The sequence below is a fragment of the Roseitalea sp. genome, from assembly GCF_984466335.1.
In genome coordinates, this window is sequence record NZ_CFIFWG010000102.1 from 1 (window position 1) to 11,220 (window position 11,220).

Here is an 11,220-nt window from a genome sequence, read left to right on the forward strand (position 1 = left end):
CCAACTGCCTGAAGAACGACAACATCGTCTATATCGGCGACCTGATCCAGAAGACCGAGGGCGAAATGCTGCGCACGCCGAATTTCGGGCGCAAGTCCCTCAACGAGATCAAGGAGGTGCTGGCCTCGATGGGCCTGCATCTGGGCATGGAAGTGCCCACATGGCCGCCGGAGAACATCGAGGACCTCGCCAAGCGCTACGAGGACCATTACTGAACCCGCGCCGGCCGACAGGCCGGAAACCCCAGGAGAAGGCCCATGCGCCACCGCAAATCCGGCCGCAAGCTGAACCGCACATCGAGCCACAGAAAGGCGATGTTCGCCAACATGGCGGCCTCGCTCATCGAGCATGAGCAGATCGTCACCACGCTTCCCAAAGCCAAGGAGCTGCGGCCGATCGTCGAAAAGCTCGTCACGCTGGGCAAGCGCGGCGACCTGCACGCACGCCGCCAGGTGATCGCGCAGATTCAGGACGAGGCGCAGACGCGCAAGCTGTTTGCGGCCATCGCGCCGCGCTATGCCGACCGCAATGGCGGCTACACGCGGATCATGAAGGCCGGTTTCCGCCATGGGGACTCCGCGCCCATGGCGGTCATCGAATTCGTCGACCGCGACGTTGACGCCAGGGGCGCCGCCGACCGGGCCCGGCTTGAAGCCGAGGAGGCTGCCGAAGAAGAAGTGGCCGCATGACGCTATAAAAAGACGGCGACGCCGGCATGGCCGGCGCGCCGCATGAGAGCCTGATCGCTTCGAATAATCAATCCGAAACGTGGATCAGCCTCTCACCCAAGGTGCGGATGGCGATTGACGTTTTTGGCTTTCCTGCCAACAAGGATCGTGCTCCGACCCGCTGCCCTGAGGAGTTCGTGAACTTGCGCGGACTCTTCTTTTTTGCTGCTCCGGTCCCGCAACCGTCAATCCCCATTTCAGCCCTGATTGTGCTAGCAAGGTGATCGCGATTCACCGTGGAAAGCCGGGGCGATATCGAAGATGCGCGCAACTGTCCGAACGCTTCTGGCGCTCATTATCGGTTTTTCGGCCCTGGCCATGCCAGCCCAGGCGCAGGAGGCAGGCGGCCCCTTGCGCGATCTGCTGGGCGGGCTGGGCGGGAGCGGCACCGCCGAGCCGGCCGAACCCGGCGCCGCCATCCGCCGCTTGCCGCTGGGCGAGGGAGAAATCCAACTCTCTTTTGCCCCGCTGGTCGAACGCACCGCGCCATCCGTCGTCAACGTCTATGCGGCGCGGCTTGTGCGCCAGCGCGCGCCCTTCGCCGGCGATCCGTTCTTCGAGCAGTTCTTCGGCAACCGCTATTCCGGTTCGCCGCGCGTTCAGTCCTCGCTCGGCTCGGGCGTGATCGTCGACGAGGCCGGGCTCGTCGTCACCAACGATCACGTCATCTCCGGCGCCGACGAAATCCGCGTCGCGCTCGCGGACGGCCGCGAGTTCGAAAGCACGGTCATCCTGCGCGACGAGCGTTCGGATCTGGCGGTCCTGCGCATGGAGGCCGGCGAGACCTTCCCGGCCCTGGCGCTCGGCGATTCCGACACCATCCTGACCGGCGATCTGGTGCTCGCCATCGGCAACCCGTTCGGCGTCGGCCAGACGATCACCTCGGGCATCGTGTCGGCCGTGGCGCGCACGCGGCTGGGCATCGCCGACTTCGGCTTCTTCATCCAGACCGACGCGGCCATCAATCCGGGCAATTCGGGCGGCGCGCTGATCGACATGCAGGGCCGTCTCATCGGCATCAACACCGCGATCTTCTCCCGCTCGGGCGGCTCCCAGGGCGTCGGGTTCGCCATTCCCTCCAACATGGTCCGGGCGGTGGTGCGCCAGGCGCGGGGCGGGGCCGACGCGTTCGAGCGCCCCTATATGGGCGCGCGGTTCCAGGCGGTGACGCCCCGGATCGCCGAGAGCCTCGGCCTCGACCGGCCGGCCGGCGCGCTCGTGCTTGACATCGACCCCGGCGGCCCTGCGGCCGAGGCTGGCTTGAGGGCGGGCGACGTGGTGCTGGCGATCGACGGCGCATCGGTCCAGAATCCCGACGCGCTCGGCTATCGGCTGGCGACGATCGGGCCGGGCCGGGCGGTGACGCTCGATATCCTTTCGCGCGGCCGCGAGCGCACGATCGAACTGGTGCTGACCCGTCCGCCGGAGACGGCGCCCGCCCGGGAGACGCTGATCGACGGCCGGTCGCCCTTTGCCGGCGCCGTGGTGGCGAACCTGTCGCCGCGCCTGCGCCAGCGCATGAACCTGCCCGGTCGCGGCGCGGGCGTGGTCGTCACGCAGGTTCGCCGCGGCGCGCCCGCCTTGCGCGCGGGGCTGCGGCCCGGCGACATCATCGTCGCCATAAACGGCGAGCGCATCGCCGCCGTCGACGATGTGGTGCGCCTGACCGGTGGGGGCGGGCGCAACTGGCGCTTCACGCTCGACCGGCAGGGGCGGACGATCAACCAGTTCCTGCGGTTCTGATGGCCGGCCTGTTCGACGCCATCGCCGAAGGGGCGACCAACCGGCCGCTCGCCGACCGGCTTCGCCCCAGTGCGCTCGGCGGGATCGTCGGCCAGGAGCACCTGACCGGGCCGGACGGCACGGTCACCCGCATGCTGGCGTCCGGTTCGTTGGGCAGCCTGATCCTCTGGGGGCCGCCCGGCACGGGCAAGACCACGCTCGCCCGGCTGATCGCCGCCGAGGCGGGCCAGCATTTCGAGCAGATTTCGGCGATCTTTTCGGGCGTTGCCGACCTCAGGAAGGTGTTCGAGGCCGCTCGCGCGCGACGCGGCGACGGCTTTGCGACGCTGCTCTTCGTCGACGAGATCCACCGCTTCAACCGCGCCCAGCAGGACAGTTTCCTGCCCGTGATGGAGGATGGCACCATCACGCTGATCGGCGCGACCACCGAAAACCCGTCATTCGAGCTGAACGCCGCGCTTTTGTCGCGGGCGCGCGTGCTGACGCTCGGACGGCTTGGGGAGGACGCGCTCGGCGCGCTGCTCGACCGGGCCGAGACCGCCACCGGCGCCACGCTGCCGGTCGACGCCGAGGCGCGCATGCTCCTTGTCGGCATGGCCGACGGCGACGGTCGCGCCGTTCTGACGCTCGCCGAGGAAGCCTGGCGGGTGGCGCGGCCGGGCGACGTTTTCGATGCCGACCGGTTGCGCGCCGTGCTTCAGCGCCGCGCGCCGGTCTACGACAAGAGCCAGGATGGCCACTACAATCTGATCTCGGCCCTGCACAAGGCGGTGCGCGGCTCCGACCCGGACGCGGCGCTCTACTATCTGGCGCGCATGCTCGCCGCGGGCGAGGACCCGCTCTATCTGGGCCGCCGCATGGTGCGCATGGCGTCCGAGGACATCGGCCTCGCCGATCCGCAGGCGCTCGCCGTCGCGCTCGCCGCCAAGGACGCGTTCGACTATCTGGGCGCGCCCGAGGGCGAACTGGCGCTTGCCCAGGCGTGCGTCTATCTGGCCACCGCGCCCAAGTCGAACGCGCTCTATGCGGCCATGAAGGGCGCGATGCGTGCCGCCAAAGAGCATGGCTCCCTGCTGCCGCCCAAGCACATACTGAACGCGCCGACCAGGCTGATGGGCGCCGAGGGCTATGGCGCCGGCTACCGGTACGACCATGACCAGCCGGACGCCTTTTCGGGGCAGGACTATTTCCCGCCCGAGATGGGGCGGCGCACCTTCTATGAGCCCGTCGCGCGCGGCTTCGAGCGCGAGATCGCAAAAAGGCTCGACTATTGGGCGCGCCTGCGTGCCGAGCGGGGCGGGCAGGGCGACGGTGGCGATGGCGGCGATGGCTGAGCGCCCCGCCGACGGGCACGCTTGACGAAGGTCAAACCGCGCCCGGTCCCCGCCCTTTAGGATGGGCCGATCATGCCGCACCCGTTTCGGAGGACAAGATGCGCGTTCTGGTGATCCATGCGACCGTCGAGGGACACACCCGGCAGATCGCCGGTCATATCGGCCGTTACCTGAAGGACAATCGGCACGAGGCGGTGATGATCGACGCCGCCGATCCGCCCCGATCCCTGTCGGTCGACGATGTGGACGCCGTCATCTGCGCGGGTCCCGTGCACATCGGCACGTTCCCGGCCCCGCTGCGCCGCTATGTGAGCGCGCACGGGCGCGACCTGATGGCGCGGCCCGGCGCCTTCGTCACCGTCTCCCTGACCGCCGCCGGGGACGACCAGACCGAATGGGAAGACCTGCGCGAGATCGCCGCGCGGTTCAGCGAGGAGACCGGCTGGTGGCCGGTGAGCGTGCACCATGCGGCCGGGGCGCTGAAATACACCGAGTATGATTTCTTCCGCAAATGGATGATGCGGCGCATCGCCGACAAGAAGGACGCGCCGACCGACACGCACCATGATTATGCGTTCACCGACTGGGGCGAACTGGACATGTTCGTCGACGGTTTCCTGAAGGATGCGCCCGCGGTCGCCGGCAAGGTCTGATTTGCTCTTTCCGTGTCCTGCCCGATGGCGTAGACGGGCGGGCCATGTTCACCAACCTCGTGTTCGTCGCGCTGGGGGGCGCCGCAGGCGCCGCGCTGCGCTATCTGACCTATCTGGGTGTCGGCCGTTATGTGAGCGGCTATCCCTGGGCGACGTTGACCGTGAACATCGTCGGTTCGCTGCTGATGGGCGTGCTGATCGGCTGGCTGATGCGGCGGGGCGGTTCGGGGGAGGGGCTGCGCCTGCTTCTGGGCGTCGGGCTGCTCGGCGGCTTCACCACCTTTTCGGCCTTCTCGCTCGATTTCGCGCTCCTCTGGCAGCGCGGCGAGGCGCTGAGCGCGGTCTTCTATGCGCTGATCTCGATGGCCGCCTCGATCGCCGCGCTGTTCGCCGGGCTGGCGCTGGCGCGCGCGGGCGCCTGACCGATGGGCGGCATCGAACAAAGGCGCATCGACCGGGACGAGGCGGGCATGCGCCTCGACCGCTGGTTCAAGACGCATTATCCGGGCCTTGGCTTCGGCGCGCTGCAAAAGCTGCTGCGGACCGGGCAGGTTCGGGTCGACGGCAGGCGGGCGAAAGCCGACACGCGGCTCGAAGCGGGGCAGGCTGTGCGCGTGCCGCCGCAGGCGACCGGCGCCGATGCCGGCCCGGTCACGGCGAGGACCATCCGAAACGAGGGCGACGCCCAGGCCCTGCGCAGGATGCTGCTCTACGAGGACGACAGGCTGTTCGTCTTCGACAAGCCGGCCGGGCTGGCCACGCAGGGCGGCTCGGGCGTGGTGCGCCATGTCGACGGCATGCTCGACGCGCTGCGCAACAAAAAGGGCGAAAAGCCCCGGCTCGTGCACCGGCTCGATCGCGACACGTCTGGCGTCCTGATCGTCGCGCGCACGCGCGGGGCGGCGCAAAAGCTCGCCGCCGCGTTTCGGTCGCGCGACACCGAAAAGGTCTACTGGGCGCTGGTCAAGGGCACGCCGAGGAGGCCCGAAGGCAGGATTTCGACCTGGCTCGCCAGGGAGCGGACGCCCGACGGCGACCGGATGCGCGTTGTCGAGCATGGCGAGGCGGGCGCCGATCACGCCATCTCGCGCTATCGGCTGATCGAGGCCGCCGGCCAGCGCCTGTCATGGGTGGAGTTCGAACCCGAGACCGGCCGCACCCACCAGTTGCGCGTCCATGCGCTGCATATGGGTTGCCCGATCATCGGCGACCCGAAATATGGCGAGCACGATCCCAACTGGACCTTTCCCGGCGGCATCCAGAAGAGGCTGCACCTGCACGCCCGCCGCCTGCGCATCCCCCATCCCGACCGCGGCACGGTCAACGTCACCGCGCCTCTGCCGCCGCACATGGTGCAAAGCTGGAACCTGCTTGGTCTCGACGAGGCGGACGGGGATCGGCAGGCGTGAGCGCCGCTCCCAGCTAAAGACAAGCCGCCCTAAAGGCGCACCGTTTCGACCTCGTCGAGGAATGCGCGCGCGATCGCACTGTCGCAGAGCGCTGTGCCAGGCGTGACGACGGCCGAGGCGGCGGCGGCGGTGCCGTGGGCGAGCGACCGCGCGAACGTTTCGCCGCGCGCCAGTGCCAGCGTCATCGCGCCGACGAAGCTGTCGCCGGCGCCGACCGCGCTGAGCGGGTTGTCGACCGGCCGGCTGCACAGGAGCCGCTCATCGGCCGAAACGCCCACCGAGCCGCGCGCGCCCATGCCGATGACGACGTGGCGCGCAACGCCCTTTGCGACCAGTTCGGCGCCGAAGCCGGCAAATGCCTCGGGCGCCCCAAGGGGCCGGCCGGACACGGCGAGCGCTTCTTCCCGGTCCATCCGCAGCGTGTGCATCGGCGCGCCGGTGCTTCGGCAAAGGGCCGCGAGCACCGCCCCGGACGTGTCGGCGATCAGCGCGGACCCGGCCCCTTCGACCCGCCCCTTGAGCCGTTCGACGAGCCGGGCGTCGGCCTGCGGCGGCAGGCTCCCCGACAGGACGGCGAAGGCGTCGGGTGCGAGCAGCCGGTCCAGCGTCTCGAAAAGGGCGCGATCGGCCGCCTCGGTCCAGGCCGGGCCCGGCAGCACGAAGCGGAACAGGCGCCCGCTCGATGTCTCGCGCGCGGTGAACGACTGCCGCGTCTGTCCTCCCGTGTCGATCGGGACGGTGTCGATCGCCTCGGCGGCGAGCATGGCGGTCAGCGTTCCGCCCGTTACGCCGCCGATGCCGATCAGCGCGCGGGCCGAACCGCCCAGCTTGACGATCGCGCGCGCCACGTTGATGCCGCCGCCGCCAGGGTCGAGCTGCGCCGGCCCGCAGCGGAGCTTGACGTCGGCCCGCACGGTCTCGACATCGGCGGCGATATCGACCGCCGGGTTCAGCGTGATCGTCAGGACGGGTTGCTGGTTCATGGAGCGAACGCGGTGGTGGCGGTTTGGCGCGGAAGCGTTTTTGCAGTTTCAGGCGAGCATCCGCCCGTTGTAGCAGGGCGCGGGCGGCAGGCAAGCGGCCGGCCCTAGAGCGGTTTGTCTTTCGTCATCGTCATCAACACGCTGTCGGGCAGCGTCTCGCACTGACCGGCCTTGGGCACGCGATCGGCGCGGCGTTCCAGCATGCGTTGCGCGACCGTTGGAGCCTGCGCTGAACATTTTGTTCACCTCCCCGGCATACGCTGACCTGTCGACACTGGGCAGGGTTGGCATGGGCGCGTTCTTCGACAAAAGCCGGCTTTGGATGAAGGTTGCAAAACTGACGTTCGTCTGCGTGATCGCATCCATGGTCATCACCGCGTCGATCAGCATCGCCTTGGTCGAACTCGGCCTCATCGCCAAGGAGAGCCTGCGCAGGGCGTTGAGCATCGGCCTTCCGATCTCTTTTGCCGCGCCGCTTCTGATCAGCGTGCCCGTATGCTGGGTCATGCTGTCGATGGCCGATGAGCTGGCGCGCGCCAAGGCCGAGCTTCAGCACCTGTCGGAAACCGATCATCTGACCGGCCTGCTGAACCGGCGCGGATTTGAGCAAGCCGCCGCGCGGCTGATCGAAAGGGCAAGGCGCGGCGGCCGTCCGGTTGCGGTGATCGCCTGCGACATCGATCGTTTCAAGGTGATCAACGATACCTATGGCCACGCAGCGGGCGATGCGGTCATCGTCCGGGTCGCCGATCTCATCCGAGATGAGATCGAAAACTGCGCCGTGCCCGATTACTGCGTCGGCCGAATGGGCGGCGAGGAGTATGCCGTGTTGCTTGACGGCGTGCCGATCCGGCCGCTTTGCCGGTATGCCGAACGCATACGCCGTCGATGTGGCGCCGAGCCGGTCCAGACCGAAGGCCCCACGGTTCCACTGACCGTCAGCATCGGCATCGGCGTGGCATCGCACAGGGACGCGGCCCTGGCCGACTTGCTGGCGATCGCCGATCGGGGCCTTTACCGGGCCAAGACCGAAGGGCGCAACCGGGTCGGCCACGAAGCCGGCCCTGCCGGCCGGCCCGCCCTCGCGTGAAGGCCCTGATGCATGGAAAAGGCCCGGCGACACTGGGCCGCCGGACCTTGCGTCGATGAGGCGGCGGCCGGTCAGACCGAATAGTACATGTCGAACTCGACCGGGTGCGGCATCTGCTCGAACAGGATGTTCTCTTCTTCCTTCAGTTCCAGATAGGCCGCGATCTGGTCGTCGTCGAAGACGCCGCCGGCCTTGAGGAAGTCGCTGTCCGCCCTGAGCGCCGCGATCGCCTCGCGCAGCGAGCCGCACACCGTCGGAATGCCTTCCAGTTCCTCGGGCGGCAGGTCGTAAAGGTCCTTGTCCATGGCCTCGCCCGGATGGATCTTGTTCTTGATGCCGTCGAGGCCGGCCATCAGCATGGCCGCGAACGCCAGATAGGGGTTGGCGGTCGGGTCCGGGAAGCGGACCTCCACGCGCTTGCCCTTGGGCGAGCCGGAGAACGGGATGCGGCACGAGGCCGACCGGTTGCGGGCCGAATAAGCCAGAAGAACCGGCGCCTCGAAGCCCGGCACCAGCCGCTTGTAGGAGTTGGTCGAGGCGTTGGTGAAGGCGTTGAGCGCCTTGGCGTGCCTGATGATGCCGCCGATGTAGAACAGCGCCGTCTCCGAAAGGCCGGCATATTCGTCGCCCGCCATCAGCGGCTTGCCCTCGCCCCAAATGGACTGGTGCACATGCATGCCGGTGCCGTTGTCGCCATAGACCGGCTTGGGCATGAAGGTGGCCGACTTGCCGTAGGCATGGGCGACATTGTGCACGACATATTTATAGAGCTGCACCTCGTCGGCCTTGCGCGTCAGCGTGTTGAACAGCATCGAAAGCTCGTGCTGCGCCGCGCCCACCTCATGGTGGTGCTTTTCGGTCGCAACGCCCATTTCGCTGAGGACGGTGAGCATCTCCGAGCGGATGTCCTGGGCGCTGTCGACCGGGTTGACCGGGAAGTAGCCGCCCTTGGTGCGCGGCCGGTGGCCCAGGTTTCCGGTTTCGTATTCGGCGTCCGTGTTGGACGGCAGTTCGACGCTGTCGAGCTGGAAGCCGGTGTTGTAGGGGTCGGTCGCGAACTTGACGTCGTCGAAGATGAAGAACTCCGGCTCGGGGCCGAAATAGGCCGTGTCGCCGAAGCCGCCCGACTTGATGTAGGCCTCGGCGCGTTTGGCGGTCATGCGCGGGTCGCGATTGTAGCCCTCGCCTGAGACCGGATCGAGCACGTCGCAGAAGATCGCCATGGTGGACTGCGCGTAGAACGGGTCCATGTGCGCGGTCTCGACGTCGGGCATCAGGTTCATGTCGGATTCGTTGATCGCCTTCCAGCCGGCGATCGACGAGCCGTCGAACATGATGCCGTCGGCGAACATGTCCTCGTCGACGACGCCGCAATCGACCGTGACGTGCTGCATCTTTCCGCGCGGGTCGGAGAAGCGCAGATCGATGAACTTCACGTCGTTGTCCTTGATCTGCTTGAGAATGTCACTTGCACTCATTGTGATCCCTTTTTTCCTTTCAAGTGGCATGTTGGGGTTCGCTCGGAGCGGTCAGACGGCGTCCGCGCCCGTTTCGCCGGTGCGGATGCGCACCACCTCCTCGATCGGCGAGACGAAGATCTTGCCGTCGCCGATCCGTCCGGTCTGGGCCGCGTTGCGGACCGCTTCCATCGCGCGCTCGACCGTCTCGTCGGGGACGACGATCTCGATCTTCACCTTCGGCAGGAAATCGACGACATATTCGGCGCCGCGATAGAGTTCGGTATGGCCCTTCTGGCGGCCGAAGCCCTTGGCCTCGGTCACGGTGATGCCCTGTAGGCCCACCTCCTGAAGCGCTTCCTTGACCTCATCGAGCTTGAAGGGCTTGATGATCGCCTCAATCTTTTTCATCGTTGCGATGCCTCCGACCGGTTGAGTTGCCCTTCATGATGCAGATGCCATGCCAATTCGCGCGCCCGCGCCGGAGACGCCAGGAGCGCCGAAAAAGCGGGCGATTGGCGCATCGACCCTTCCATCCGCCGGTTCATGCCGCCAAAGACGGCGAAAATGCGCCTAAAGAACGGGCATTCTGCGCAAGAAAAGTGCAATCCGTGCATGAGTTGCGGCGAGCCGGCCATGGCTGACATCGCGGCGAATGCCATCCTGTCGAACGCCGAAATGGGCGCCGCCGACCGCGCGACCATCGAAAGCGGCACGTTTTCCGGCCGCGTGCTGATGGAGAATGCGGGCGCGGCGGTCGCCGATGCGGCCATGGCCCGCCTTGCCGGCGCGCGCCGTGTCCATGTGCTGTGCGGGCCGGGCAACAATGGCGGCGACGGCTATGTCGCCGCGCGCCGTCTCGCCGAACGGGGCGTGCCCGTGCGCCTTTACGCGCTCGCCCCGGTCCGGCCAGGGACCGACGCGCAGATCGCCGCCCGCCGCTGGACCGGTCCCGTCGACCCGCTCGGTGATCTTGCGCCGGCGGCAGGCGATCTGGCGATCGACGCGCTGTTCGGGGCGGGCTTTTCGGGCGCCTTGCCCGAGCGGGCCGCGGCCGCGCTCGACCGCTGCCGCGCGGCCGGCTGCCCGGTGCTGGCCGTCGATCTGCCCTCGGGCGTCAATGGCGATACGGGGCAGGGGCCCGGCGCGGTCGCGGCGGCGGCGACCGTCACATTCTATCGCAAGAAGCCCGGCCACCTGCTTTATCCCGGCCGCGCGCTGTGCGGCGACATCGCCGTCGCCGATATCGGCGTGCGCGCCGATGCCGCGCCGGTGACCGTCGAGAACATGCCGGCATCGTGGGCGAATCGCCTGCCCAGGCCCGCCGCCGAGACGCACAAATATGCGCGCGGGGCGGTCGCGGTCTTTTCCGGTCCCCGCCATGGCACGGGAGCGTCACGGCTTGCCGCCATGGCCGCCCAGCGCGCCGGCGCCGGCGCGGTCACGATTCTGGGAGCCCCGGACGCGCTCGATATCCATGCCGCCCATGTCACCTCGATCATGCTGCGGCCGGCGGGCGGCGACCCGCTCGAAGCGCTCGCCGCGCTCAAGGGGGTGCGCGCCGTCATATTGGGTCCGGGCCTTGACGATCCCGAGCGCGCCCGCGCCGTCGCGCCCGGCATGCTGGAGCGGTCGGGCGCGCTGCTCGTGCTCGATGCCGACGGCATCACCGCCTTCGCCGATGACCCATCGCCCTTGTTCGAGGCGGCTGGCCGGATGCCGGGCGCGCGGCTCGTCCTGACGCCGCACGAGGGCGAATTCGCGCGCCTTTTTCCCGATCTCGCCCGCAGCGGCGGCGGCAAGCTCGAAAAGGCGCGCCGGGC

The 11,220-nt window shown here is 68.3% G+C and carries 13 protein-coding genes; 10 read left to right on the forward strand and 3 right to left on the reverse strand.

What is annotated here, in order from left to right; all coding sequences use genetic code 11:
- The 8 genes from AC5E6L_RS10245 to AC5E6L_RS10280 form a co-directional block, all read left to right on the forward strand.
- The coding region (locus AC5E6L_RS10245) for a DNA-directed RNA polymerase subunit alpha C-terminal domain-containing protein (protein WP_491773053.1) at window positions 1-215 on the forward strand (215 nt) is incomplete at its 5' end.
- 42 nt (window positions 216-257) lie between these two features.
- A complete protein-coding gene (rplQ, locus tag AC5E6L_RS10250) occupies window positions 258-689 on the forward strand; it encodes a 50S ribosomal protein L17 (RefSeq protein WP_491229981.1) in 432 nt (143 codons plus the stop codon).
- 26 nt (window positions 690-715) lie between these two features.
- Window positions 716-952 (forward strand): hypothetical protein, encoded by a 237-nt coding sequence (locus AC5E6L_RS10255; RefSeq protein ID WP_491773055.1) that lies wholly within the window; start codon window positions 716-718, stop codon window positions 950-952.
- Window positions 953-1,046: 94 nt separating this feature from the next.
- The gene (locus AC5E6L_RS10260) at window positions 1,047-2,471 is read left to right on the forward strand and encodes a DegQ family serine endoprotease (RefSeq protein WP_491773068.1); all 1,425 of its coding nucleotides are present in this window, start codon (window positions 1,047-1,049) and stop codon (window positions 2,469-2,471) included.
- Window positions 2,471-3,805, forward strand: a complete 1,335-nt coding sequence (locus AC5E6L_RS10265) for a replication-associated recombination protein A (protein WP_491229982.1) — start codon at window positions 2,471-2,473, stop codon at window positions 3,803-3,805. The genes AC5E6L_RS10260 and AC5E6L_RS10265 overlap by 1 nt, the downstream gene beginning before the upstream one ends.
- Window positions 3,806-3,903: 98 nt before the next feature.
- The gene (locus tag AC5E6L_RS10270) at window positions 3,904-4,458 is read left to right on the forward strand and encodes a flavodoxin domain-containing protein (RefSeq protein WP_491773057.1); all 555 of its coding nucleotides are present in this window, start codon (window positions 3,904-3,906) and stop codon (window positions 4,456-4,458) included.
- A 44-nt stretch (window positions 4,459-4,502) separates the two neighbouring features.
- Window positions 4,503-4,880, forward strand: coding sequence for a fluoride efflux transporter CrcB (gene crcB, locus AC5E6L_RS10275; RefSeq protein WP_491773059.1), 378 nt, complete (start codon window positions 4,503-4,505; stop codon window positions 4,878-4,880).
- A gap of 3 nt (window positions 4,881-4,883) precedes the next feature.
- Entirely contained in the window at window positions 4,884-5,867 is a 984-nt protein-coding gene (locus AC5E6L_RS10280; protein WP_491773061.1) for an RluA family pseudouridine synthase, read from the forward strand.
- 29 nt (window positions 5,868-5,896) lie between these two features.
- Here the strand turns inward: AC5E6L_RS10280 and AC5E6L_RS10285 are convergent, their stop codons facing one another.
- Window positions 5,897-6,850: a 1-phosphofructokinase family hexose kinase gene (locus AC5E6L_RS10285; RefSeq protein ID WP_491229573.1), complete on the reverse strand. Its 954-nt coding sequence runs from the start codon at window positions 6,848-6,850 to the stop codon at window positions 5,897-5,899.
- Window positions 6,851-7,172: 322 nt separating this feature from the next.
- Here AC5E6L_RS10285 and AC5E6L_RS10290 point away from each other — a divergent pair, with 322 nt between their 5' ends.
- A complete protein-coding gene (locus AC5E6L_RS10290) occupies window positions 7,173-7,940 on the forward strand; it encodes a GGDEF domain-containing protein (RefSeq protein ID WP_491773063.1) in 768 nt (255 codons plus the stop codon).
- 71 nt (window positions 7,941-8,011) lie between these two features.
- Here the strand turns inward: AC5E6L_RS10290 and glnA are convergent, their stop codons facing one another.
- Both glnA and AC5E6L_RS10300 read right to left on the reverse strand, forming a co-directional pair.
- Window positions 8,012-9,418 carry a type I glutamate--ammonia ligase gene (gene glnA / locus AC5E6L_RS10295; protein WP_491229571.1) on the reverse strand — a complete coding sequence of 469 codons (1,407 nt, stop codon included), beginning with the start codon at window positions 9,416-9,418 and terminating at the stop codon, window positions 8,012-8,014.
- Window positions 9,419-9,469: 51 nt separating this feature from the next.
- Window positions 9,470-9,808, reverse strand: a complete 339-nt coding sequence (locus AC5E6L_RS10300; RefSeq protein WP_491229570.1) for a P-II family nitrogen regulator — start codon at window positions 9,806-9,808, stop codon at window positions 9,470-9,472.
- 225 nt (window positions 9,809-10,033) lie between these two features.
- On the opposite strand from AC5E6L_RS10300, the gene AC5E6L_RS10305 reads away from it, so the two are divergent.
- Window positions 10,034-11,220: NAD(P)H-hydrate epimerase (locus AC5E6L_RS10305; protein WP_491773066.1), on the forward strand; the 1,187-nt coding region annotated here is incomplete at its 3' end.

Bases quoted from the DNA above. Each gene is read 5' to 3' on its own strand.
- AC5E6L_RS10255 (WP_491773055.1), top strand. From the start codon at position 716: ATGGCCGGCGCGCCGCATGAGAGCCTGATCGCTTCGAATAATCAATCC.
- glnA (WP_491229571.1), bottom strand. From the start codon at position 9,418: ATGAGTGCAAGTGACATTCTCAAGCAGATCAAGGACAACGACGTGAAG.
- AC5E6L_RS10280 (WP_491773061.1), top strand. From the start codon at position 4,884: ATGGGCGGCATCGAACAAAGGCGCATCGACCGGGACGAGGCGGGCATG.
- AC5E6L_RS10290 (WP_491773063.1), top strand. From the start codon at position 7,173: ATGAAGGTTGCAAAACTGACGTTCGTCTGCGTGATCGCATCCATGGTC.
- AC5E6L_RS10260 (WP_491773068.1), top strand. From the start codon at position 1,047: ATGCCAGCCCAGGCGCAGGAGGCAGGCGGCCCCTTGCGCGATCTGCTG.
- crcB (WP_491773059.1), top strand. From the start codon at position 4,503: ATGTTCACCAACCTCGTGTTCGTCGCGCTGGGGGGCGCCGCAGGCGCC.
- AC5E6L_RS10270 (WP_491773057.1), top strand. From the start codon at position 3,904: ATGCGCGTTCTGGTGATCCATGCGACCGTCGAGGGACACACCCGGCAG.
- AC5E6L_RS10300 (WP_491229570.1), bottom strand. From the start codon at position 9,808: ATGAAAAAGATTGAGGCGATCATCAAGCCCTTCAAGCTCGATGAGGTC.
- AC5E6L_RS10285 (WP_491229573.1), bottom strand. From the start codon at position 6,850: ATGAACCAGCAACCCGTCCTGACGATCACGCTGAACCCGGCGGTCGAT.
- rplQ (WP_491229981.1), top strand. From the start codon at position 258: ATGCGCCACCGCAAATCCGGCCGCAAGCTGAACCGCACATCGAGCCAC.
- AC5E6L_RS10265 (WP_491229982.1), top strand. From the start codon at position 2,471: ATGGCCGGCCTGTTCGACGCCATCGCCGAAGGGGCGACCAACCGGCCG.